The 23671-nt window shown below is 60.1% G+C and carries 19 protein-coding genes; 3 read left to right on the forward strand and 16 right to left on the reverse strand.

From position 1 onward, the window contains the following. Window positions 1-196: 196 nt before the first annotated feature. Window positions 197-1123, reverse strand: a complete 927-nt coding sequence (locus BWR59_RS07000) for a LysR family transcriptional regulator (protein WP_081564914.1) — start codon at window positions 1121-1123, stop codon at window positions 197-199. A gap of 144 nt (window positions 1124-1267) precedes the next feature. Between BWR59_RS07000 and BWR59_RS07005 the strand changes: the two genes are divergently transcribed. Continuing rightward, window positions 1268-2503 carry an MFS transporter gene (locus BWR59_RS07005; RefSeq protein WP_081564915.1) on the forward strand — a complete coding sequence of 412 codons (1236 nt, stop codon included), beginning with the start codon at window positions 1268-1270 and terminating at the stop codon, window positions 2501-2503. Between the two features lie 241 nt (window positions 2504-2744). Further along, window positions 2745-4685 carry an esterase EstP gene (estP, locus tag BWR59_RS07010; RefSeq protein WP_081564916.1) on the forward strand — a complete coding sequence of 647 codons (1941 nt, stop codon included), beginning with the start codon at window positions 2745-2747 and terminating at the stop codon, window positions 4683-4685. A gap of 67 nt (window positions 4686-4752) precedes the next feature. Here the strand turns inward: estP and trpE are convergent, their stop codons facing one another. The 12 genes from trpE to BWR59_RS07070 form a co-directional block, all read right to left on the reverse strand. Next, window positions 4753-6234, reverse strand: coding sequence for an anthranilate synthase component I (gene trpE, locus BWR59_RS07015; protein WP_081564917.1), 1482 nt, complete (start codon window positions 6232-6234; stop codon window positions 4753-4755). Between the two features lie 69 nt (window positions 6235-6303). After that, on the reverse strand, window positions 6304-7134 hold the full coding sequence (locus tag BWR59_RS07020) for a phosphoglycolate phosphatase (RefSeq protein ID WP_081564918.1): 831 nt from the start codon (window positions 7132-7134) through the stop codon (window positions 6304-6306). Then, window positions 7134-7805, reverse strand: a complete 672-nt coding sequence (gene rpe / locus BWR59_RS07025; protein WP_081564919.1) for a ribulose-phosphate 3-epimerase — start codon at window positions 7803-7805, stop codon at window positions 7134-7136. Before rpe ends, BWR59_RS07020 begins: the two co-directional genes overlap by 1 nt. 233 nt (window positions 7806-8038) lie before the next feature. Further along, entirely contained in the window at window positions 8039-9463 is a 1425-nt protein-coding gene (locus BWR59_RS07030; RefSeq protein WP_081564920.1) for a hypothetical protein, read from the reverse strand. Window positions 9464-9548: 85 nt separating this feature from the next. After that, window positions 9549-10712 (reverse strand): iron-containing alcohol dehydrogenase, encoded by a 1164-nt coding sequence (locus BWR59_RS07035; protein WP_081564921.1) that lies wholly within the window; start codon window positions 10710-10712, stop codon window positions 9549-9551. 182 nt (window positions 10713-10894) lie between these two features. Beyond that, window positions 10895-12268, reverse strand: coding sequence for a sigma 54-interacting transcriptional regulator (locus BWR59_RS07040; protein ID WP_081564922.1), 1374 nt, complete (start codon window positions 12266-12268; stop codon window positions 10895-10897). 184 nt (window positions 12269-12452) lie between these two features. Further along, window positions 12453-13277: an ABC transporter permease gene (locus tag BWR59_RS07045; protein WP_081564923.1), complete on the reverse strand. Its 825-nt coding sequence runs from the start codon at window positions 13275-13277 to the stop codon at window positions 12453-12455. 10 nt (window positions 13278-13287) lie between these two features. Further along, the gene (locus BWR59_RS07050; protein WP_081564924.1) at window positions 13288-14535 is read right to left on the reverse strand and encodes an ABC transporter permease; all 1248 of its coding nucleotides are present in this window, start codon (window positions 14533-14535) and stop codon (window positions 13288-13290) included. A 99-nt stretch (window positions 14536-14634) separates the two neighbouring features. Beyond that, window positions 14635-15666 carry an ABC transporter substrate-binding protein gene (locus BWR59_RS07055; RefSeq protein ID WP_081564925.1) on the reverse strand — a complete coding sequence of 344 codons (1032 nt, stop codon included), beginning with the start codon at window positions 15664-15666 and terminating at the stop codon, window positions 14635-14637. An 89-nt stretch (window positions 15667-15755) separates the two neighbouring features. Beyond that, on the reverse strand, window positions 15756-16880 hold the full coding sequence (locus BWR59_RS07060; RefSeq protein WP_081564926.1) for an ABC transporter ATP-binding protein: 1125 nt from the start codon (window positions 16878-16880) through the stop codon (window positions 15756-15758). Between the two features lie 323 nt (window positions 16881-17203). Beyond that, the gene (locus BWR59_RS07065; protein WP_081564927.1) at window positions 17204-17833 is read right to left on the reverse strand and encodes a response regulator transcription factor; all 630 of its coding nucleotides are present in this window, start codon (window positions 17831-17833) and stop codon (window positions 17204-17206) included. Then, window positions 17830-19845, reverse strand: a complete 2016-nt coding sequence (locus tag BWR59_RS07070; protein WP_143490784.1) for a transporter substrate-binding domain-containing protein — start codon at window positions 19843-19845, stop codon at window positions 17830-17832. Before BWR59_RS07070 ends, BWR59_RS07065 begins: the two co-directional genes overlap by 4 nt. A gap of 191 nt (window positions 19846-20036) precedes the next feature. Between BWR59_RS07070 and BWR59_RS07075 the strand changes: the two genes are divergently transcribed. Then, window positions 20037-21023 (forward strand): alpha/beta hydrolase family protein, encoded by a 987-nt coding sequence (locus tag BWR59_RS07075; RefSeq protein WP_081564929.1) that lies wholly within the window; start codon window positions 20037-20039, stop codon window positions 21021-21023. 113 nt (window positions 21024-21136) lie between these two features. On the opposite strand, the gene BWR59_RS07080 is transcribed toward BWR59_RS07075, so the two are convergent. From BWR59_RS07080 to BWR59_RS07090, 3 genes are read right to left on the reverse strand one after another with little or no spacing between them, the layout of a single operon-like run. Beyond that, complete coding sequence (locus BWR59_RS07080; RefSeq protein ID WP_081564930.1) at window positions 21137-21907, reverse strand: DnaJ domain-containing protein; 771 nt, start codon at window positions 21905-21907, stop codon at window positions 21137-21139. Next, complete coding sequence (murU, locus tag BWR59_RS07085; RefSeq protein WP_081564931.1) at window positions 21908-22576, reverse strand: N-acetylmuramate alpha-1-phosphate uridylyltransferase MurU; 669 nt, start codon at window positions 22574-22576, stop codon at window positions 21908-21910. 36 nt (window positions 22577-22612) lie between these two features. Further along, complete coding sequence (locus BWR59_RS07090) at window positions 22613-23641, reverse strand: phosphotransferase (RefSeq protein ID WP_081564932.1); 1029 nt, start codon at window positions 23639-23641, stop codon at window positions 22613-22615. Between the last annotated feature and the right edge of the window lie 30 nt (window positions 23642-23671).

The following is a 23671-nucleotide window of genomic DNA, read 5'->3' on the forward strand; positions in this document are numbered from 1 at the left end:
GGGAAAAGAGTCAGGCGCGCCAACGCCAACGGGCGTGAGCCTTGATAACGCGCATCAAGAGTTTGCTGACAATTGTCACAGGAGGGGTCTCATCTATACGTTTCGGGACATTAGCGTACCGAACCCAGCGGTGCAACAGCATTCTACGATAGAAAAATCCAGGTGGATGTAGGCAGAACAGCGTGCATACCGCGGATCAGTCTTGAGCTGATGCAGGATCAAGGAACAGTTTGGATGTCCTGATGCGCAGCCGAGGGGCCACGAAGTCCAGAAAGGCCCGCAGCTTCAACGGCAGCGGCGTTTGCCCCTTGTGCACCAGGCTGACGGGCAAGGGTTCAGATTCGAATGACTCGAGCACCACGCGCAACGCATCCCCACGCACAGCGTCCTCGACCTGATAGGACAATACGCGTATCAGCCCCACGCCCAACGCCGACGCAGCAATCGCGGCCTCGGCTGTATTGACTGCAAGACGGGCGCGAACCGGAACCGACACTTGCGCCCTCCCGCTACCGAACACCCAGGCGCGTTTCGATTCCAGTACCTCGAAGGTGATGCAGTCATGACCAACGAGATCGTCAGGCGTCGTTGGAACTCCACGGTTAGACAGATAGGAAGGACTGGCGCAGACGACCCTGCGCACTTTTCCCACTTGAGTGGCCATCAGCGAGCTGTCGGGCAAGTCGCCGATGCGCAAGGCGACGTCGCCGTGCTCCTCCATCAAGTGCACGACACGATCAGTGAGCATGAGGCTGATGTTGATTTCGGGATAGTGCGCAAGAAACTCGGCAATTACGGGCACGACGTGCAAACGGCCGAAAACCACCGGCGCCGTGACCACCAGTTCGCCTTTGGGAGCGGCGTTTTCGCCAGTCGCCGCACGCTCGGCCTCGCCAATGTCCTCAAGAATTCGCCGACACGCCGCCACGTATGAGCTTCCCGCCTCCGTCAGAGAGAGCTGACGGGTGGTGCGATGAAGCAGCCGAGTATTCAAGTGCGACTCAAGCTCAGCCACCTTGCGGCTGACTGTCGCCAGCGGCATACCGAGCCGACGCGCTGCCGCTGTAAGACTGCCTGCATCGGCGACTGCGATAAAGATGGACATGGCGTCGAGACGATTCATGGAAATTCTCTCGAATTTTGGAAGGATGATTCCCGATCTTAGGGAATTCTCTTTATATAAGCGAGTGCGTAGGGTTTGAGCCTAATGATCGGTAAGCGGCGCTCAGCCGCCAACACCCAAGCCACTCAAACTCAGGAGGGTGCCATGAGCAGCCTGCCCAACTCAGCCCAAACCGCCAGCGCACCGAACGCGCCCACGACAGCGTCGCGGGGCAAAATCATCATGATGGCGATCATCGCGGGCGCGGTGATCACCAACCTGTATTGCGTCCAGCCGATTCTGCCGCTGATCGCAGCAAGCCTTGCGGTGGACCAGACTACAGTCGATCTCGTGGCGGGCTCGGCCCTGCTGGGTTTCGCCTTCGGGCTCGCATTGCTGTTGCCTCTGGGCGACCGATTCGACCGGCGCAAGCTGGTGCTGGGGCAAATCATCGTCGCGTTCTTTTTCGGCATGGCGGCGGCTATCTCGCCAAGCATCTGGACGTTGATCGCTGCAGCCTTCGGGTTGGGCGTCGTCAGCTGCGTTCCCCAGCAACTGGTGCCCTTCGCGGCGGTGATGTCCAGACCGAGCGAGCGTGGCCGCTCGGTGGGGACGGTCGTCAGCGGGATCATGGTCGGCATTCTCCTGGGCCGCACGATCAGCGGGTTTGTTGGCGACATGTTTGGCTGGCGGGCAGTCTTCGCCGTTGAAGCGGCGTTCATGATTCCGGTGTGGATTGCCGCGGCGATGCTGCTGCCCAAGGGCGTGCCCAGCACCAACCTTTCCTACGGGCGCTTGCTGGCTTCGCTCTGGCCATTGATGCGTGACAACCGTCCGATTCGCGAGTCGATGATCATTCAGGCTCTGCTGTGGGCGTGCTTCAACGCGTTCTGGGTCAACCTCGCGGCGTTGCTCGCTGACGGCCCGATGCATCTGGGCAGCGCATGGGCGGGAGCGTTCGGCATCATCGGCGCGGCTGGCGCACTCGCCGCTACGTTCGGTGGTCGTGCCTCCGACAAGTTGGGACCGCGCAGTGTGATCGGCGCCAGCATCGGCATCGTCACCTTGTCTTTCCTGCTCCTGGCTGGCGCCGAATCCTCGCTGATCTGTCTGGTGATCGGGGTCATCGTCCTCGACATCGGGGTCCAGGCCGGTCTCGTGTCGAACCAGACCCGCGCTTTTGCAGTCGATCCGAAAGCCCAAGGCCGCATCAACAGCCTATATATGACTGCCACCTTCTTTGGCGGCGCCGTGGGCACGATCATCAGCGGCTGGCTGATGGCGCGACTCGGCTGGGAGGGCATCGTCGCCTTCGGGATTCTGTTGGGGCTGATCGCGCTGGCAATTCACTGGATCGGCGCCCCTCGTCATGCAGAGAAGCCCGCGACACCGGGCGCCTGAAGGCTTCGCCGACATCAGATGCAGAAACAAACCACAACAAGCAGCACTAAACGCATCCTCTTGACCCCAATGCCCCGGCGCTGGGTGTCTACCTCCGCGGTGGACACCCTTTTTTACCTCTCTTCGTTTGACTTGACTCTTTTTCGACACAAATACGTCCTGCGTGACACAAAGCATGGCGGGTTGTCTCGTGGCTGCTACCTTGTCGTACAGCAACAAAAAGACAAGAAGGGATCTCTCGATGCTCAAAGCCACAATGTCGCGGCCCTTTGCCGCCTGCCTGCTCACCCTTGCCTGCTCCTCAGCGATGGCAGCATCCTCCCCCTACTCGACGATGATCGTGTTCGGCGACAGCCTCGCCGATGCCGGTCAATTCCCCGATGCTGGCGGCCCGCCGGGCGCAACGTTGCGCTTCACCAACCGCGTCGGGCCGACCTATCTCAACGGCAGCGGTGAGGTCTTCGGGCTGAACTCGTCGACGCTGCTGGGCGGGATGCTCGGTGTCGCACCGGGCGATTTGCAAGCATCTACGTCTCCGGTACGCGCAGCGCAGGGTCTGGCGGATGGCAACAACTGGGCGGTGGGCGGGGATCGGACGGATCAGATCCTCGCGGCGATCACCACCGAGTCGCAAGTGGCGAATACCGATACGTCCACGGGCGTGACTACGGTCTTTCGTACCCGGCCCGGTTATCTGGTGGAGACCGGTCTGCGCGCAGACCCGAACGCGCTGTATTACCTGACCGGCGGGGGAAATGACTTCCTCCAGGGCCGAGTACTGAGCCTGGGGCAGGCGGTCAACGCTGCCAATAACCTCGCCGACAGCGCCCAGGTACTTTCGCAGGCGGGCGCGCGCTACATCATGGTCTGGCTGCTGCCGGATATCGGCCAGACTCCTGCGGTTTCCGGCACTCCATTGCAAGGGCCTTCGACGCTGCTCAGCGGTGTGTTCAATCAGCAACTGGTCAATCGGCTGGGGCAGATCGATGCCGAAGTCATCCCGCTGAACGTTCCGGGACTGGTGCGCGAAGTCCTGAATGATCCGGCGCGGTATGGTCTGGCAGCCGATCAGAACCTCGTCGGCACCTGTTTCAGCGGCAACAGCTGCACCGCCAACAGTGTGTATGGGATCGGTGGCCTCACGCCCGACCCCACCAAGCTCCTGTTCAATGACGGCGTTCACCCGACCGTTGCCGGGCAACGCCTGATTGCTGATTACGGCTATTCGATCCTCTCCGCGCCATGGGAAATCACCCTGCTGCCGGAAATGGCCAACGGTACGTTACGCGCACAACAGGACGAGCTGCGCAGTCAGTGGCTGGCGGACTGGGGCAATTGGCAGAACGTCGGCGAGTGGCGTGCCATCGTCGCAGGTGGTGGTCAGAAACTGGACATTGACGCGCAAAGCAATTCCGCCAGCGGCGACGGCCATGGCTACAACCTGACCATCGGTGGCAGCTACCGATTTGCTGAAGACTGGCGTGCCGGTCTGGTCGCTGGCGCCTATCGACAGACGCTGGAAGCCGGGCCTCGCGATTCGGACTACAAACTCAATAGCTACATCGCCACCGCATTCGTGCAGTTTCAGGCCAATCATTGGTGGGCCGATCTGGCGGCATCGGGTGGACGACTGGACTACGACAATCTGAAGCGCAAATTCGCCCTCGGCATCAGCGAAGGATCGGAAAAAGGCGACACCGATGGCGACCTGTGGGCGGTCAGCGGTCGCCTGGGATTCGACATGGCCGAACAGACCAGTCGCTGGCATTTCTCGCCCTTCATCAGCGCGGACTATTCCCATGTCGAGGTCGACGGTTATTCGGAGAACAGTACGCGCTCGACAGCCCTCAGCTACGACGATCAGACCCGCCGTTCGAAACGTCTGGGCGCAGGGTTGCAAGGCAAGTTCGAGACCACCCCGCAGACTCAGGTATTTGGCGAGATCGCGCACGAACGTGAGTTCGACACCGATCAACAGGATTTGACCATTGCCGTGAACAGCGTGCCTGGAGTGGATTTCAACCTGGAAGGCTATGAGCCACAGCGCAGCCTGAACCGGGCAAGTGTCGGCCTGGCCCAGAAACTGGCGCCGGACCTGACGCTGCGCGCCGGCTACAACTGGCGCAAGAACGATGACGTGACGCAGCAAGGGGTGAATCTGGCGCTGAGTCTGGATTTCTGACCGATCGCCAGCCACAAAAAAACGCGGGGCCATTGGCACCCGCGTTTTGTTATCGACCCTACTGCGGTCAACTTTCCGGCGTCTGCTCCGCCAGTGCTACCGCGCGGAACATGGCGCGGCGCTTGTTCAGGGTTTCTTCCCACTCAAGCGCAGGCACCGAATCGGCAACGATCCCGCCGCCAGCCTGGACGTGCAGCTCTCCGTTCTTGATCACTGCGGTGCGGATGGCAATTGCAGTGTCCATGTTGCCGTTCCACGCCAGATATCCCACGGCCCCGCCGTAGACGCCACGCTTGACCGGCTCCAACTCGTCGATGATTTCCATCGCACGAATTTTCGGTGCGCCCGACAAAGTACCCGCTGGCAGAATGGCGCGAAGTGCGTCCATCGCCGTCAGCCCGCTTTTCAGTTGGCCGGTGACGTTGGACACGATATGCATCACGTTGGAATAACGTTCGATGACCATCTTCTCGGTGAGCTTCACCGAGCCGATTTCCGAGACGCGGCCAGTATCGTTACGGCCCAGATCGATGAGCATCAAGTGCTCGGCGATTTCCTTGTCATCGGAAAGCAGGTCAACTTCCAGCGCGTGGTCCGCTTCTTCGGTCGCGCCGCGAGGGCGAGTTCCGGCGATTGGCCGTACGGTGATCAGGTTGTCTTCGACGCGCACCAGCACTTCCGGCGAACTGCCGACGACGTGGAAATCGCCGAAGTTGAAGAAATACATGTACGGCGTCGGGTTGAAGCAACGCAGTGCGCGATAAAGATCGATCGGCGCCGCCTTGAAGTCGATCGACATCCGCTGCGACGGCACGACCTGCATGCAGTCGCCCGCCAGGATGTATTCCTTAATGGTGTCGACAGCTTTCTCGTAATCGCTCTGAGTGAAACTCGAACGGAACACCGGATCGGCCGCTTGCGGACGCGTCAGGTCCAGGCCACGACGTGGCGTGATCGGCTGACGCAGTTTTTCCATCAACTGTTCCAAGCGCGCGAGACCACTTTCGTAAGCTTCGGGCTGCGCTGGATCAACGAGCACGATCGCGTGCATCTTCCCGGCCAGGTTGTCGAACACCACCACGGCATCGGACACCATCAACAGGATGTCCGGCACGCCCAGCGGATCAGGATTCGGGCATGCACCCAGACGCTGTTCCACGTAACGCACGCAGTCGTAACCGAAGTAGCCCACCAGGCCGCCATTGAAGCGAGGAAGACCTGCAATGGTCGGGACGTTGTAACGCGCCTTGAAGGTTTCGACGAAGGCCAACGGGTCTTCGGCTTCCAGGCTTTCGATCTCGACGCCGTCAAGGGTCACGCTGATCTTGTGCTCATGCACTCGCATCACGGTGCGACATGGCAGACCGATGATCGAATAACGGCCCCACTTCTCGCCGCCCTGAACGGACTCCAGCAGATAGGAGTTCGGCTCGTCGGCCAGTTTGAGGTAGATCGACAGCGGCGTGTCGAAGTCGGCCAGGGTTTCAAGGGCAAGCGGGATGCGGTTGTAGCCTTCAGCGCCCAAACGCAGGAATTCTTCGCGGATCATGATCAGCCTCGTGGTCTGAGGTAAAACGGTCAGGTGTGCAAACGCGCCGGAGAGCCGGCCAGATTCAAGTCAGGCGCGCCAACGCCAACGGGCCAAGGCCTTGATGACTTTCATCCAGAGTTTGCGAGTGACCACCACGATGGATTCTCTAAAGGAGGGAGATTTGACGTCGGGCAACGTTATCTCAGCCCCATCTTCTAAGCAACCGCCAGTGCAACCCGTAATCAGTTTGCGCAAATCATCGATTACCAATGCCGGCGATTCCTCGGCAATCGGACGACCGTGGTTGTAGCCATAACTAAGCGCGACACAGCTGACGCCCGCAGCCTTCGCCGCCAGTACATCGTTGCGCGAGTCGCCGACAAACAGCGATTGCGAACCCGACGCGCCGGCCATCTTCATCACGAAGAACAGCGCCGCAGGATCAGGTTTCTGCTGTGGCAAGGTATCGCCACCGACGATCCAGCGAAAGAAACGGCCAAGCTTCATGTCATCCAGCAAGGGCGCGACAAACTGCTCGGGCTTGTTGGTGATGAGGGCCATTTCCACGCCATTTTTTTGCAGCCACTTCAGCGCTTCACGCACGCCAGGATAGACCTTGGTCAGGGAGTGATCGCCGCCATAGGCTTCCATGAATATGGCCAGCGCCGATTCAGTGGAGGCCTCATCGACGCTGGAGTGATCCATGTCGTTGGCCAGCGCGCGACGCACAAGCACCCGTACGCCGTTGCCGATCCAGTCGCGTACACGCTCGATGCCCGCAGGCGCACGGCCGAGCTGAAGCAGGGTTTTGTCCACAGCTGCGGCCAGGTCCGGCACCGAGTCGACCAACGTCCCATCCAGATCGAACATGATCAGTTTGGGGAGGCGACCCGGAAACAGCTGTTCGAAGCCGCTCATCAACGAGCCAACGCCAGTTCTGCGCGCATTTTCTCAATGACCTCTTGGTAGTCGGGCGCATTGAAGATAGCTGAACCTGCAACAAACGTATCGGCGCCAGCGGCGGCGATTTCACGGATGTTGTTGACGTTGACGCCGCCGTCGATTTCCAGACGGATATCACGGCCGGAAGCATCGATGAGCGCGCGGGCTTCGCGCAGCTTGTTGAGCGTGCCGGGAATGAACTTCTGACCGCCGAAGCCCGGGTTTACGCTCATGAGCAGGATCATGTCGACCTTGTCCATGACGTATTCGAGCAGGTTCAGCGGGGTCGCCGGGTTGAACACCAGGCCCGACTTGCAACCGCCTTCGCGGATCAGCTGCAGGGAACGGTCGATGTGCTGGGTCGCTTCCGGATGGAAGGTAATGTAGGTCGCGCCTGCTTCGACGAAGTCGCCGATGATGCGATCCACCGGGCTGACCATCAGGTGTACGTCGATGGGCGCCGTGATGCCGTACTTGCGCAACGCCGCGCAGACCATCGGACCGATGGTGAGGTTGGGGACGTAGTGGTTGTCCATGACGTCGAAGTGGACGATGTCGGCGCCAGCGGCCAGGACATTGTCGACTTCCTGACCCAGACGGGCGAAATCGGCGGACAGAATCGACGGAGCAATAGCGAAGGGCTGCATGACGCACCTTTTTTGAGCGAAATCACGGTGGCGCGCATTGTACTCCAAGAGTTTGAAACATGGGTTGTGTGGCGGATGAATGCGGTTTTACGTGAATCCGTACGCGGTCCATCGTGGGAGCTGCCGGCGGTTACGACGATGAGAGCCGCATCTGGACGAAAGCGGTGTCAGGCACCGCATCGCCACCGTCGTGACCTCCGGCAGCTCCCACAGAGGATCGTGATAAGCCGGGATCAATCCACCAACGCTTCTTCCTTGATGCGCTCAGGCTTGACGGGCGGCTTGGCGTCCACGGCTTTCAAATCCTTGCTGAAGGTGCCGTCCACTTCGCCCTTGAAGAAGTTCTTGCCGTAGATCAGCAGACACAGCACGACACCGATACCGAATGCCCAGCTTGCGCCCTTGATGGCCAGGACCGCCCCGATCACCCCTGCAATTCCCAGGTCACGCTGGCTGCGCGCTTCGAGGATCCCCAGACGCACGCTCACGTATCCCTGAATCAGCAACGTCAGCGACAGCGCCACACCGAGGATGGGTTGTACCAGCGTCACCACCGGCAACAGCAGCAGGCCGGTATTGGTCCCCCAACGGAATGAGCCAACGCCGCCGATGATCGACTGCATTGCCTTCGGCCCGCCTTTGAAACGTTCGATCACGACCACCAGCATCGCGGCCCATTTCGGGCCGCACATGGCGACGTCGGGGCCGAAGATGCTCATGAAGGCGTTGCGGGCACCGAAGATCAGGTGCGCGCGGTCGGGGTTGTAGTCCACGACTTCATCGGTACGGACAGTTTCCGCTTCATCGAGTAGGGATTTCGCACTGAGTACGTCGCCAAAAACGATGATGTAGACCGCCAGCATGGTCGGCAGCGCCGAGATGAACATCGACAGCGGCGGCATGCCCAGCCCGAATACGGTGTAGTTGCTCCACAGCCCCGCGAAGTCCGGTTTGCTGATGCCCCACTGGATGGTCGGCCACGCGGCTTCACCAAACAGCGGCGCAATCACCACCGCCAGCAGAATAATCGGCAGGATTCCCAGTTTGGCGAAGTTCCACCAGAACCGGTTGCGCTGTTTCAGTTCGTTGAAGTGTTGAGAAAAGATCAGGTAGAAGGCAATGCCGACTGCGATGGAAATGGTCCAGGGCAGCACGTTGAATTTGCCACCGACCTGAAACACGGCGATCACGGCGCTCAATCCGGCGCCGACAATGATCCCCGACTTGATCGCCGACGGCACATATTCCACGACCTTCTTCGCCATCCCTGTTGCCCCCAGTGCAATCGAGAAAACCCCGAGCATCAACTGGAAGGCAATCAAGGCATGGACACGCTCCGGGCCCATGGGAAATTGCGCGCAGTAGGCCATCAACAGCGGAACCGCCGGGGTGATCCAGCCGGGGACCGTCGGATCACCGAGCAGATGGTGGGTGAGATACAGCAAGCCGTTGAGCATCACCACTGCCAGCGCCACTTCGAAGGGCATGCCCAGCAGTTCGGTCATCAGCGGGATGGCAGCCAGATCCACGGCGCACATCAGCAGGCCTTGCAGGTAGTCAGGCATCTCGAACTTGTAGTGAATGAACGGCAACCGGACCTTGAACGGGCCGAGCGGGATGTAGGGGCTTTCGCTCCGCTGTTGGGGAGTGTTGGACATTGAGTGCACCTGTTTTATTGGTCTTATTTGTGTGTCTTGAAGCGGCAGACGCCCGTGCGCGTGGCCGGGCGTCGTGGTCTCGGGATCAGTAGGCTGCGCGGTAGATCTTCTCGATATCGGCGGCGGTCAATTTACGGGGGTTATTGCGCATCAGGCGGTCAATCTTGCTGGCCTCTTCAGCCATCGCAGGAATGGCATCTTCGGGGACGTTGAAACTGCGCATGCCGGACGGGATATCCACAGCGGCGCAAAGATCGGCCATGGCTTTGACGGCCTGATCGGCAGCGTCCTTGTCGCTCAGGTCGGCGACACGCACGCACATGGCTTCGGCGATGTCCCGGAAGCGCTCGACGCAAGCCATCTTGTTCCACTCCATTACGTACGGCAGCAGCAGGGCATTGCTCACGCCGTGGGCGATGTTGAATCGCCCACCCAACGGATAGGCCAGCGCATGCACCGCGCCTACGCCCGCATTGCCGAATGCCATCCCGGCCATGAGGCTGGCGGTGGCCATATCCTCTCGGGCTTGCAGATTCGAAGGATTGGCGTATGCCTTGGGCAGCGCCTTGGCGATCAGCTTGATGGCGCCCAGCGCGATGGCGTCGGTAATCGGAGAGGCATTGACCGACAGATACGATTCGACCGCATGCACCAGCGCATCGACACCGCTTGCCGCTGTCACGCTGCGCGGGCAGGTCAGGGTCATGATCGGGCTGACCAGAGCAACGTCCGGCAGCAGGTAGTCGCTGACGATGCCCTTTTTCAGCTGGGCCTCTTTGTCGGAGAAGATCGCCACGTTGGTCACTTCCGAGCCAGTGCCTGCCGTGGTCGGAATGGCAATCAGCGAAGGACCTTTGCGCTTTACCAGATCGACGCCAAACAACTCAGTCAGCGGGCCTTCGTGACCTGCAAACGCCGCCACGCCTTTGGCGATATCAATAGCACTGCCGCCACCCAGCCCGATCAAACCGTCGTGTCCACCTTCGCGATAGGCGCGGGTGCAGTCCTCAACGATAGAGATTTCAGGCTCGGGTTTGACCTGATCGAAAATGCCGTAACGACGTCCGCCCAACTGGGCTAGCGCCAGATCGACGGTGCCGGACTTGACCAGAATGGCGTCGGTGACGATCAGGGGATTGTTGACGTTGAGGCGGGTCAGCTCGGCGGCAAGCTGCTCAATGGCGGCAGGGCCGGTGATCAGCTTGTTGGCGATTTTGAAAGCGCTGATTTTGGAGGCAGAGGTGCTCATCGGGCTCGTCCTGTGTGCGTTGTTTTATTGGAAGACGTGCCGGAACAGATAGCGAAAGCTGTGCCAATACGCGCAAGAGCCCATGAACTGGGGCTTTGCGCGATTCACCTGAGGTTTGAAGGGTTTTGACAGGGCAGTTCTGATCAGCTTTTTGATCGAATTAAGGGGCCTTGATTGAAATCCTAATCAGAACGCTCCCAGCGTTTCATCTTCTGCACCACCGTCGCCTGGCTGACACCCAATGCCTTGGCCGCCAGGCGCGTGGTCTTGTGAGCCTGCAATGCGGCGCGAATCGCCGAACGTTCGGCGTTCTCCAATACCTTGCGCAGGGGCAGGCGGCTGTCGTCGGTGTTCTGCGGATTGAGGTTGAGGATTTCCTCGGGCAGATCCAGCGCCTCGATGGTCCCGGTCTGATTGGTCACCACCAGCCGCTCGACGATGTTGATCAACTCGCGAATGTTGCCCGGCCAGGCGTATTCGCACATCAGGTCGAGGGCTTCGAGGCTCCATTGCAGTTGCCGCTCGTAGCGGACGTTGAAGCTCTCGAGGTAGTAATGCAGCAGTGGCGGGATTTCTTCGCTGCGCTCGCGCAAAGCCGGAATGTTGATCGGCACCACGTTGAGCCGGTAATACAGATCAGCGCGAAAACGCCCTTCCGCCACCAGCTGTTTGAGGTCGTGGTGAGTCGCGCTGATGATGCGTACGTCGACCTCTTTCAACTCCAGCCCGCCGACCGGAATAAAGCGGTTTTCCTCGATGACCTTGAGCAGTTTCACCTGGACCGGTAGCGGCAGGTCGCCGATTTCATCGAGGAACAAAGTGCCGTGATGCGCCAGCTCAAGCAGGCCGCGCTTGCCTTTCGGGCCTGCACCAGTGAACGCGCCAGGGGCATAGCCAAACAGTTCGGCTTCGATCAGGTTCTCCGGCAGCGCGCCGCAGTTAAGCGCCAGAAACGGCTCGCTGGCGCGAGGACTGGCGTTGTGAATGAACTGCGCGACGAGCGTTTTGCCGACACCGGTTTCGCCTTGCAGCAGGACTTTCACCGAACTGTTGGCGACTTGCCTGGCGAGGGCGAAGACTCGCCCCGAGACTTCCTGATCGGCCATCAACGGTGAGTGCAAAAGGTTGTCGCGCTGGCCGGCATGCAGCTTGGCGGTGCTGTTGCGCAGTTGTTTGAGTTGCTGAAGCTCGTCGCGCTCGTGCTTCATGCGCAGCAGTTCGGTCATGTCGCGAACGGTGCTGACGACGTAGGAAATGCGGTGTTCGGCGTCGAGAATCGGCGTGGCGCTGACCAGCAGTTTCTTGCCTTGACTCAGGCTCTGCATCACCGAAACCGGACGGCCTTCCTGCAACACCCGCAATGAGGCGGATTGCGAGATGACCCCTTCCTTGACCAGCTCCTGCATTGGACGGCCGATGAGGTCTGCACCGCTGAGACCGGTCAGACGCTCGTAGGCATGATTGACCTTGAGCGTCTTGCCGGCGCCGTCGGTGATATAGACGCCGTCATGCAGAGCGTTGAGCAGTTCTTCGAAACTGGCGTCGTTGACGTTCACCGAGGGGCTCCATGCGTGGGTTGGGAGCGGTGAAGTTTAAACGGTGTGGTGCGGGTTGCAGAGCAGACATTGGTCTTGAAAATGACTAACGATGATCCTGCCCACGCAGAGCGCGGGCAGGATCATCATTCGCGCGCAAGCGCCCTCCCACAGGACAGGTGTCGTGCTTCAGACGTGCCTCAGATCACACCGCTGCCGTACGCAATTTCTCGCTGCGCCCACGCAACCACTCCAGCACCAGCAACAGCACCACCGAAAAGCCGATCAGCAAGGTCGCGGCGGCGGCGATGGTCGGGCTGAGGTTTTCGCGGATGCCGCTGAACATCTGGCGAGGCAGGGTCGCCTGTTCGGGGCCGGCGAGGAAAAGCGTCACCACGACTTCATCGAACGAGGTGGCGAACGCGAACAACGCACCGGAAATCACCCCTGGGGCAATCAGCGGCAGGGTCACGCGTCGGAAGGCGGTTACGGGTGACGCACCGAGACTCGCCGCCGCCCGCACCAGGTTGTAATTGAAGCCTTGCAGCGTTGCCGACACCGTGATGATCACGAACGGCACGCCCAGCACGGCATGCACCAGAATCAGCGAGGTGTAGCTGTTGCCCAGGCCCAGCGGCGCGAAGAACAGGTAGCTCGCGACACCGACGATCACCACAGGCACGACCATCGGCGAGATCACCAACGCCATCACCAGCGATTTGCCGGGGAAGTTGCTGCGGGTCAGTCCAATCGCAGCCAGTGTGCCGAACCCCATTGCCAGCACCGTGGCTGCCGGGGCGACGATCAGGCTGTTCTTCAACGCACGCATCCACTCGGCCGAACCGAAGAAGTCCTGATACCAGTGCAGTGAGAAGCCTTGCAGCGGATAGACCAGAAAGCTGCCGGAGTTGAACGACAACGGCACGATCACCAGCACCGGAAGCACGAGGAACAACAGGATCAGCCCGCACATGATGCGCAGCGTGTAATACCAGACCCGCTCGATGGGCGAGGAATAAGGGCTCAACATATCAGTCTCCTCAGCTCAGTCGCAGGCGGCTGGCGCCGACCAGCCAGCTATAGATCAGGTACAGCACCACGGTCGCCAGCAGCAACAGGCCACCCAGCGCTGTCGCCATACCCCAGTTGATGCTGGTGTTGGTGTAGAAGGCCACGAAGTAGCTGACCATCTGGTCGTTCGGGCTGCCGAGCAATGCCGGGGTGATGTAGTAACCGATGGCCAGAATGAACACCAGCAGACAGCCTGCCCCGACGCCGGCATAGGTCTGCGGGAAGTACACGCGCCAGAAGCTGGCGAACGGGTTGCAGCCCAGCGAAATCGCTGCGCGCATGTAGGTCGGCGAGATGCCTTTCATCACGCTGTAGATGGGCAGGATCATGAACGGCAGCATGATGTGCACCATCGAGATGTAGACGCCGACCCGGTTGAACACCAGCTCCAGCGGTTTATCGATGATCCCCAGCGCCATCAGCGCGCCGTTGATCAGGCCGCTCGATTGGAGCAGCACGATCCAGGCGGCGACGCGCACCAGAATCGAAGTCCAGAACGGCAGCAGCACCAGAATCATCAACAGGTTGCTCTGCCGCGCAGGCAGATTCGCCAGCAGGTACGCCAGCGGGTAAGCGAGGAACAGGCAGATCACGGTGATCACCAGACCCATCCAGAAAGTGCGGGCAAAGATGTCGAGGTAGATCGCCTGATCGGGGGTCGCCGGCGCCACTTCACCAAGGTCATCGATGCGATGGTCGACAGCGGCCAGCAGGTAATAAGGGGTGAAGCTGGAGGTGTTGCGACGGATCGCCTGCCAGTAGGCCGGATCGCCCCAACGCTCGTCGACGGCTTCCAGCGCTTCTTTATAAGAGGCGGGCTCTTCCTTGAATGGCAACGCGCGGGCGGTTTTCGCCAACAGGCTGCGGTAACCGGCCAGCTCTTGGTTGAGGCGCTTGGACAGGTCGCCCAGTGTCTGATTCTTGCGGGCGTCGGCCAAATCCTGGCTTGCAGCCTTGTACACCGACTCAGGTGGCAGACCCTTGCCATCCCACTTGGAGACTTCTACGACAGTGAGCGGCATGCCGCCGACCACTTCAGGGTTATTCACGCTCTTGTAGAGCAGTGCCGCAATCGGCACCAGAAACACCAGCAGCAGGAAAATCGCCAATGGCGCGATCAACGCCTGAGCCTTCCAGCGGTTGACGCGCTCGGCACGGGCCAGGCGTTGCTTCAAGGTCGGGCTGGCGCCTTCAGTCAGGGGCACGGCGGTGGCCATAGCGAACTCCGAAATCTTTCAACAAAGGGTGCGTTTTTTCCCCGTTACGAGAAAGAAAACGCACCCGGATCTAACTCAAATCAAAAAGCGATGCAGCACTTACTTGGCGGCCCAAGAGTTGAAACGCTGCTCCAGTGACTCGCCATTGTCGGTCCAGAAGCTCACGCTCAACTGCACCTGATCCTTGATGTTCTCAGGCGTGGTTGGCATGTTTTTCTGGTTGTCGGCGGTCAGCAGGCTGACGGCCTGCGAGTTGGCCGGACCGTATGCGATGTTTTCGGAATAGGTCTTCTGCTGCTCAGGCTTGAGGGTGTAAGCGATGAACTTCTTGGCTTCCTCGGCGTTTTTCGCGCCCTTCGGAATGGCCCACGAGTCGAAGTCATACACGCCGCCCGTCCATACCACTTTCAGGTTGCTTTCTTTCTGCACGGCAGCGATGCGACCGTTGTAGGCCGAGCTCATCACCACATCGCCAGACTGCAGGAATTGCGGCGGCTGTGCGCCCGCTTCCCACCACTGAATGCTTGGCTTGAGTTTGTCGAGCATCTTGAAGGCGCGGTCCTGGCCGTCTTTGCTGGCCAGCACTTTGTAGACGTCTTTCGGCGCGACGCCGTCAGCCATCAGCGCGAACTCCAGGGTGTACTTGGCGCCTTTGCGCAGGCCACGCTTGCCCGGGAATTTTTCGGTGTTCCAGAAATCGGCCCAACCGGTCGGTGCGGTTTTCAGTTTGTCGGCGTTGTAGGCCAGCACGGTCGACCACACGAAGAAGCCTACGCCACAGGTCTGAATCGCACCTGGCACGTAATCTTCTTTCTTACCCAGAATGGCCGGATCGAGCGTCTCGAACATGTCCTCGTCGCAACCGCGAGCCAGTTCGGGAGATTCAACCTCGACCAGATCCCAGCTCACGCTTTTGGTGTCGACCATGGCTTTGACCTTGGCCATCTCGCCGTTGTACTCGCCGGCAATGATCTTGCCGCTGCCCGCTTTTTCCCACGGTGCATAGAAGGCCTTTTCCTGTGCAGCCTTGTTCGCGCCACCGAAGGAAATGACAGTCAGGTCGGCTGCCATGGCTTGCGCCGCGCACATCATGCCGACCGATAGAGCGGTGAGCTTTAATGTCTTGAGCATTTATTTTTCTCTCCACGAACAATGTTGGTTAAGCGATGGGGGCGATGAGTCGCCTCTGATTGCTTCGGTTTGCGACTACAGCGGTTGAATCAATGCGCTTCCTGCAAAGGGTCTAGCGCGCGGGCGTGCTCGACCTGCCATCCAATGGGCACAACGTCGCCAACGCTCAAGGCCGGATCCAGCTCGGCAATGGGCTGTTTGACGAAGAAATCGGTTTTGCCGGCAACTTCCAGACGTACGCGCACGTGGTCGCCCAGATAAATGAATTCAGCAACGCGGCCGGAGAAACGGTTGACGCAACTTTCGCTGCGGCCGTTGAGGTTTACCCGCTCAGGGCGGATCGAAAGGGTCACAGGATCGCCCGCCGCACCCACGTTTACCGCCAGCGCCTCGACTTTCTCGCCACGGCCGAGGGTGACCACGCAACGGTCGCCTGTCTGGCTGAGCAACGTGCCGTTGATGCGGTTGTTCTCGCCGATGAAGTTGGCGACGAAGGTGTTCTTCGGCTCTTCATACAGGGTGCGCGGGGGGGCGATCTGCTGGATTTCACCCTGATGGAATACCGCGACCCGGTCGGACATGGTCAGCGCTTCGCCTTGGTCGTGGGTCACATAAACCACGGTCACGCCCAGACGCTGGTGGATATGCTTGATCTCCATCTGCATGTGCTCGCGCAGCTGTTTGTCGAGAGCACCCAGCGGTTCGTCCATCAATACCAGTTGCGGTTCGAACACCAGCGCGCGGGCCAGCGCCACACGTTGCTGTTGACCGCCGGACAACTGCGCCGGATAGCGATGGGCGAAGGTGCCGAGTTGCACCATGTCGAGGGCGCGCTTGACCTTCTCGGTGACGTCGGTCTTGCTCATGCCGCGCACCGACAGCGGGAACGCCAGGTTCTCGGCCACCGTCATGTGCGGGAACAGCGCGTAGTTCTGGAACACCATGCCAATGTCGCGCTTGTGCGGCGGCACGTTGTTGATCGAGCGGCCGGCCAACTGGATCTCGCCTGCGGTCGGCGTTTCGAACCCGGCGAGCATCATCAGGCTGGTGGTCTTGCCGGAACCCGAAGGCCCGAGCAGGGTGAGGAACTCGCCCTTGCGAATGTCCAGGTTGAGGTCTTTGACGATCAGGGCTTCGCCGTCGTAGCTTTTTTGCACACCACGAAAGCTGACCAGAACATCACTCGCCCCAGCGCTTGAATCGACGTTGCTCATTACCCACACCTTTGTTTAATCAACCGTTGGAACAAGCCTAGGCTAGCCTGCAGACCGCGCAAATCGGGGCGCAGGAGAGATTGTCCTAGGTGCGATGGAAGGTTTTGGGTAGGGATTGCCCTACACGGATGGCGGGGATAGGCATGTGGTCTTTCAGGAATTTATCCGCCGAGTCTGCAGGCTTGATCTGTGGCAGTCCGGCTTGACGGCGGTGTCGCCCTCAGGACCGCTACCGCTGGCAAGCCGGACTGCTACAAGGGTCGGTAGCCGTAGCAACGAACCCGCCCGTCATGGCGTCACCTCAACTTGGCGAAATGTCGTTTTCAGACCAGCTTGTGCTCCATCGCATACTTCACCAATTCGGCCAGCGACGTGATATTCAGCTTCTGCATCAGTCGCGCCTTGTGGGTGCTGATGGTCTTGCTGCTCAGCGCCAGTTGCTGAGCGATGTCATTGACGTTGGCGCCTTGAGCCAGGCGCTCGAACACCGAAAACTCACGCTCGGACAACAATGAATGAAGTGGCCGGCTGTCAGTCAAACCGACTTCAAACACCATGCGGTCGGCCAGGTCCGGATCGATGTAACGCCCGCCCGATGCCACCCGTCGGATCGCTGTCAGCAACAGCGCCGGATCACTGTCTTTTGTTGCGTACCCGGCTGCACCAACCTTCAATGCACGAGCCGCCATTTGCGCTTCATCGTGCATCGACAGCACCAGAATCGCCGGCGGATTGTTCAGCGCGCGGATTCTCGGGATGGCCTCAAGGCCGTTCACGCCTGGCATCGAGATATCGAGCAGCACGACCTCGCACTCGATATGACGCAAGGCTTCGAGCAGTTGTTCACCATTGCTGGCCTCCCCTACCACTTGCAGGTCCTTGGCTAGACCGATCAATTGCTTGATGCCTTCACGAACGATGGTGTGGTCTTCGGCGACCAATACACGAATCACTGCACTTGCTCCTGCGCGATCTGTTCCAGCGGAATGTCGATACGCAAGGTTGTGCCTTCTCCCAGCATACTGTCCAGATGCAATCGTCCGCCCATGATCAACACGCGCTCGCGCATGCCCACCAAGCCGAACGACGCGGGGCGCTCGGCACCTTGATCGAAGCCTTTGCCATCATCGGCGATGCTCATGCACAACACCCCATCGGTCAGGCTCAACTCCAGCTCGACGGTGTGTGCCTCGGCGTGACGCATGACGTTGGTCAGCGACTCCTGAAGAATGCGAAACAGGCCGATGGCCGTTGCGTCCGGCAGCGCTGGCAAGTTGTCGGGCACCTGCACCAGACACGGGATCTGCGTGCGCGCCTCGAACCGACGCGCCTGCCATTCAATGGCCGAGGCAATGCCCGCATCGAGAATCGGCGGACGCAATGCAGTCGCCACATCGCGCACCAACTGGAACAACTGAGCGATCAGGCGCTTCATGCTGTTCAGGCGATCACGCAAGCCGGGGTCGAGATCGGCGTAGGCCAGTTCACACATGGACGTTTCAAGTTTGAGAACGGTCAGCATCTGACCCAGCTCGTCGTGAACCTCCCGAGCAATCCGGGCCTTTTCCTCTTCCCTCACCGTTTCCAGGTGCGCAGACAAATCGCGCAGCTGTTCGGCCAACACCTGCAAACGCGCCTCGCTTTCCTGCAACGCGGCCAGAGAACGCCGACGCTCGGTGACGTCGGTAATGAACACCACCAGGTATTCGGCCTCGCGAAAACGCAGGAAGCTCAGCGAGACATCGGCAGGCAAGATGCTGCCATCGGCGCGCACGCAATTGCTCTCGAAGTTCTGTGGGGCTTCATCGCTCGCGCGGGCGTTTTTCCACAGATTGAGCCAGCGATCCATATTCAGGCCCGGCTCGAAATCGATCAGCGGTCGGTCGACCACGCCACCCGACGCATAACCGAGCATGCTTTCGGCGGCTCCGTTGGCGTAGCGCACGTGGCTGTCCCAGTTGACCCAAAGGATGCCGACCGTGCTCTGGTCGATGGAGAATTGCGCCAGGCGCAACGCTTCTTCACCCGCCAATCGACGGGCGATGGTTTCACGGGCAGCCAACAGATCGCGCTCCAGGACCTGCTGCTGCTTGCGCTGCCAGACAACGATGGCGCCGCTGGCCAGCGTTAATAAAAGCAAAAGAAGCGCGATGTTTTTCCACAGCCCCGGCGATTCTGTGGCCTGCGGATACTTGGGTTGCAGCCATTGGGCGTGCAGTTGATCCAGATCCTTGGGCGCAATCGCATTCAGCGCCTGACTGATGATCTCGGCCAGTTCCGGCGCATCGCGACGAGACGCGACGCGAAGCAGTTGCGGAAAACCGATATCTCCTACCACGGCCAACCCGGCGAACTCGCTCTCGCGGGACAGCCGGCTGAGCTGCGCCTCGTCGACTACCGCGTAACGGGCCTGCTGGCTGAGCAACAGCTGTAACGCCTGTCGCTCCAAAGGCACGCCTTGCAGATTGAGATGGGTGAAGTTGGCCCGCAGATAATCCGCCGTGGCGCTGGGCATGCGCACCGCGATACGAACCTGACTGTCGAGCTTTTCCAGATCCACGACACCGGAGCCATCGCGCTCACCCACCACCAGTTGTGGCACGCGCATGTAGGGGTCGGAATACAGCCACATGCGCAGACCGGCCGGGGTTTGCGTCAGGCCGGGAGCAAAATCGATCTGCCCCTCAGCCAGGGCTTTCTCAAGTTCCGCCTGATCCGAAAAGTTGCGCCATAGCAACTCGACCTGGAGGGTTCTGGCCATCAGATTGACCAGATCGACGTTGGCCCCGGAAAGCACCTGCGCCCGCCGATCGAATTGCGCATAGGGCGCCTGCAATACCAGGCCGACACGCAACTGACCGCGCTGATTCAGCCATTCGCGCTGAACACCGTTCAGTGGATCGGGTGGGGCGGTGGGCGCTCCAGCCTGCGTCATAGAAGACAGGATCAGCAGCACCAGAAACATCAAGAGCGCTCTCGGACAGCCGATAACCCGAAGGCCCAGCACGCGGATTCTCAACCTGTCATCTCCACTTCCCTGAATCCTCGTTCGATCGCGCATTGCGTTAGGCTCACGAAACGAGCGCCGCTGCCCGCCTGACAAACAATCATCAACCCATTAGGCTGCCGGAATTGTTTCTGGCTTTGGAATATTCGATGTCCTACACCATTCGCGCAATCTTTCCCGCGATCTGCCTGACGCTGATACTACCCTGCTCGCAGATCGCAATGGCGGCGGATCCCGCTCCAGCGAAAGACGCCAAGCCCGCCGAAACCCCGATCGAGCGCGCTCCGTTGCCCTCGCGCAGCCAGGAAGACACGCTGGCGCTGGAGCGCACGGTGCCAGCGGCCGAGCAGCAGCAATTGCAGGCTGGGGACGAAAGCTTCCTCGCCCTATGGAAACCCGCCAACGTCGATGAGCCCAAAGGTGCTGTGGTGATCGTGCCCGGCGCCGACGAATCCGCCGACTGGCCAAATGCAGTAGGACCTCTGCGCCGCAAGCTGCCGGACGTGGGTTGGTCGAGCCTCAGCCTGAGCATGCCTGACGCATACAATGACGGCATCTTCGCCCGTGCGGCTGATGCACCGGCTACAGATGACAAGACGGCTTCCGACAAGGACAAAGCCAAGGACCCACAAGCCAAGGCGCCGGACCCTGCTGCCAGCGCAGAAGTCGACGCAGCTGCGGCCGCCGAACAAGCCGCCGCTCAGGCAGAACTGTCCAAGGCCAACGCCGAAAAAATCTTTGCCCGCATCGACAGCGCAGTGGCCTTTGCACAACAGAACAAGGCCCGCAGCATCGTATTACTGGGTCACGGTACCGGTGCCTACTGGGCTGCGCGATACATGAGCGAACGCCCGTCGCCGGCGGTTCAGAAACTGGTGATGGTGACCGCAGTCGATAGCGGCAAAGACACGCCTTCGCTACTGGACGTCCTGCCGACCCTGAAAATCGCCACGGCGGACTTCGTGAATAAAGAACGCCCCGTCGCTCGCCAACAAGCTCAGGATCGGCTCGACGCCAGCAAACGCGTGAAGAACGCGCGGTTCACGCAAGTGGCACTGAACGCAATCCCGGGTAATTCGGCGATGGAGCAGGATCAGCTTTTCCGCCGAGTGCGCGGGTGGCTGGAAGCGCAGTGAGGAACGATTCAAATCCTGTCGCAGCACGGCTTGCTGGCGGTGGCGTCGTTGAGATCGCTACCGCCGGCAAGCCGGACTGAGACAGGGGATGTCGGCGGCCCTAAGGCCTGGACTCAGCGAAACCCGCGCTTGTCTCTGATCACCGCATAGGCATTGTGCAGCTCGCGGGTTCTTTCGGTGGCATCCCGCACCTGGGTCTGATTGGCTCCGGAACCGGCGATCTTGTCCGGGTGGTGACGACTCAACAAACGACGATAGGCCCGTTTGATCTGCGCAGGCTCCGAGTCTGACCTGACACCCAGCAGACGCAAGGCCTCCTGATACTCGCCACCGCTGCTGGCTGGCGCCCGGGTGCGCTGCTCGTCTTCTGTCGATGACAAACCCTCGACCTTGTCCGCAGGCCAACCCAGCCACTTGCCCCACAACACGATCAACTCGCGCTCGGCTCGCGAAGCCTTGCCATCCGCCCAGGCCATGCGCCAGCAAGCACGCAGCAAACCTTCGGCGGCATGAGGCTGGGTTTTCATGCGCGTCAGGTGCACACGCAGATTGTCGCGGCCATCCTTGCCCCGGTTAAACGCAGCGATGGCGCGTCGCGTTGCGGGCTCGCTCAAATCCAGACGACGCATTTCAACCCGCGCCTGCTGAATGTGGCCGTCGACCACTCGCCCATCACTCTTGGCGACGCGTCCCAGCAGGATGAAAATCAGCTCGTCGTCGCGGGGAACGCCGCGCCCGCTGAGGCGCTCGCGCAACTCTGCAAGGCTTTGAACGTGCAAGCGCCGATCAAGTGCCTGGCCCAACAAAGCGCCCAACATCGCACCGGGAATGCTCGCAATCGCGTACCCGGCGCCACCGCCGATCACTGTGAATGGCCAGAGCATTTAGGATTGCACCGCAAGAATCTGTTCGACTTCCGCCAATCGTTCGTGAGTACCGACATCCACCCAGCGTCCGGTGAAATGCTCACCGGTCACCAGACCTTTAGCCATCGCGTCGCGCAACAACGGCGCGAGTTTGAAAGCTCCGTCGCTGCAGCCGGCGAACAGCTGCGGGTGCAACACCGCGATCCCGCTATAGGTCAGGCGCGGCAGGTTGGCGTCATCCCGCACTTCGCCTCCTACCAACGCGAAGTCGCCAGCGGGGTGGTGCAGCGGGTTATCCACCAACACCAGATGCGCAAGCCCTTTGATGGGAGCGTTGAGTGCGGTGAAATCACAGTTGGTCCAGATGTCGCCATTGACCACCAGAAACGGCTCATCGCCGAGCAAGGGCAGCGCACGAAAAATGCCGCCACCGGTCTCCAGCGGCTCGCCTTCCGGGGAATAGCGAATATTCAGCCCCAGCCGTTGCCCGTCGCCGAGGTAATCCTCTATCTGCTGACCGAGCCATGCATGGTTGATCACCACATCGGTGAAACCCGCAACCTGCAGAGCTCGCAGGTGATACTCGATCAGCGGGACGCCGCCGGCACGAACCAGCGGCTTGGGCGTGTGCAGGGTCAGCGGGCGCAGGCGCTCGCCTTTGCCAGCGGCCAGAATCATCGCTTTCATGCGTCCCTCTTCAAGACAGTCTTCACATCCAATCCTTCAAACGGCGGCTTCTTGTTTTGGCTGACCGAGGCTGGTCAGCAGATTGCTCAGTTCGACCAGTTCAGGTCGACGGGCCAGCACCGCTTCTATATAGGAGAAGAAGCGCGGGACATCGGCGACGTAACGCGGCTTGCCGTCACGATGGCAGATACGGGCAAAAATACCGATCACCTTCAAATGGCGCTGTACGCCCATCAAATCGCTGGCGCGGTGAAACTCTTCAAAATCGTCCTGCACCGGAATTCCAATCGCGCCGGCCTTCTCCCAATAGGTCTTGAGCCAGTTCGCCACCCGCTCTTCAGGCCAGCTCAGGAATGCATCCTTGAACAGGCAAGTGATGTCGTAGGTCACCGGGCCATACACTGCATCCTGAAAGTCCAGCACGCCAGGATTGGGCTCGCTGAGCATCAAGTTACGTGGCATGTAGTCGCGATGCACCAGCACCTTCGGTTGTGCCAGGGCGCTGTCGATCAACAGGTCACTGACCCGCTGCCAACTGGCTTGCTGAACTGCATCGAACTCGATGCCCAGATGACGCTTCACGTACCACTCAGGGAAAAGCTCCAGCTCGCGACGCAAGAGTGCCACGTCATAGCTGGGCAGCGGCGCCTGCATCGGCAACTGCTGATAAGCCAGCAATGCCTCGATGGCGTCGGCGAACAATCGATCCGCATTTTGTTCGTCGATGACCTCCAGATAGGTTTTTCGACCCAGATCGTTGAGCAGAAGAAAGCCCTGATTCAGGTCTTCGGCATAAATTTTTGGAACATTAATTCCCGATTCGCTCAATAAATGAGCGATATCAACGAAGGGTTTGCAGTTTTCCTGGGGGGGAGGAGCATCCATAACAATAAAAGTATGGCCCTGGCCTTCCCAGCGGAAATAGCGTCGGAAACTAGCGTCGCTGCTCGCCGCAGTCAACGTGGCCGGGGGTATGGCGCCCCAGCCTTGAGCCGAGAACAATTTCGGCAGTTGCTCATCGAGCCAAACTTTCAGGTGTTGCAGGCGTACATCTTGATCTGGCATTGCAAGGGTCTCCGACGGCGCTAGCCGTCA

The organism is Pseudomonas sp. Bc-h (assembly GCF_002080045.1).
Taxonomy (GTDB): Bacteria; Pseudomonadota; Gammaproteobacteria; order Pseudomonadales; family Pseudomonadaceae; genus Aquipseudomonas.

Bases quoted from the DNA above. Each gene is read 5' to 3' on its own strand.
- BWR59_RS07000 (WP_081564914.1), bottom strand. From the start codon at position 1,123: ATGAATCGTCTCGACGCCATGTCCATCTTTATCGCAGTCGCCGATGCA.
- BWR59_RS07005 (WP_081564915.1), top strand. From the start codon at position 1,268: ATGAGCAGCCTGCCCAACTCAGCCCAAACCGCCAGCGCACCGAACGCG.
- estP (WP_081564916.1), top strand. From the start codon at position 2,745: ATGCTCAAAGCCACAATGTCGCGGCCCTTTGCCGCCTGCCTGCTCACC.
- trpE (WP_081564917.1), bottom strand. From the start codon at position 6,234: ATGATCCGCGAAGAATTCCTGCGTTTGGGCGCTGAAGGCTACAACCGC.
- BWR59_RS07020 (WP_081564918.1), bottom strand. From the start codon at position 7,134: ATGAGCGGCTTCGAACAGCTGTTTCCGGGTCGCCTCCCCAAACTGATC.
- rpe (WP_081564919.1), bottom strand. From the start codon at position 7,805: ATGCAGCCCTTCGCTATTGCTCCGTCGATTCTGTCCGCCGATTTCGCC.
- BWR59_RS07030 (WP_081564920.1), bottom strand. From the start codon at position 9,463: ATGTCCAACACTCCCCAACAGCGGAGCGAAAGCCCCTACATCCCGCTC.
- BWR59_RS07035 (WP_081564921.1), bottom strand. From the start codon at position 10,712: ATGAGCACCTCTGCCTCCAAAATCAGCGCTTTCAAAATCGCCAACAAG.
- BWR59_RS07045 (WP_081564923.1), bottom strand. From the start codon at position 13,277: ATGTTGAGCCCTTATTCCTCGCCCATCGAGCGGGTCTGGTATTACACG.
- BWR59_RS07050 (WP_081564924.1), bottom strand. From the start codon at position 14,535: ATGGCCACCGCCGTGCCCCTGACTGAAGGCGCCAGCCCGACCTTGAAG.
- BWR59_RS07055 (WP_081564925.1), bottom strand. From the start codon at position 15,666: ATGCTCAAGACATTAAAGCTCACCGCTCTATCGGTCGGCATGATGTGC.
- BWR59_RS07060 (WP_081564926.1), bottom strand. From the start codon at position 16,880: ATGAGCAACGTCGATTCAAGCGCTGGGGCGAGTGATGTTCTGGTCAGC.
- BWR59_RS07070 (WP_143490784.1), bottom strand. From the start codon at position 19,845: ATGTTTCTGGTGCTGCTGATCCTGTCTTCTATGACGCAGGCTGGAGCG.
- BWR59_RS07075 (WP_081564929.1), top strand. From the start codon at position 20,037: ATGTCCTACACCATTCGCGCAATCTTTCCCGCGATCTGCCTGACGCTG.
- BWR59_RS07080 (WP_081564930.1), bottom strand. From the start codon at position 21,907: ATGCTCTGGCCATTCACAGTGATCGGCGGTGGCGCCGGGTACGCGATT.
- murU (WP_081564931.1), bottom strand. From the start codon at position 22,576: ATGAAAGCGATGATTCTGGCCGCTGGCAAAGGCGAGCGCCTGCGCCCG.
- BWR59_RS07090 (WP_081564932.1), bottom strand. From the start codon at position 23,641: ATGCCAGATCAAGATGTACGCCTGCAACACCTGAAAGTTTGGCTCGAT.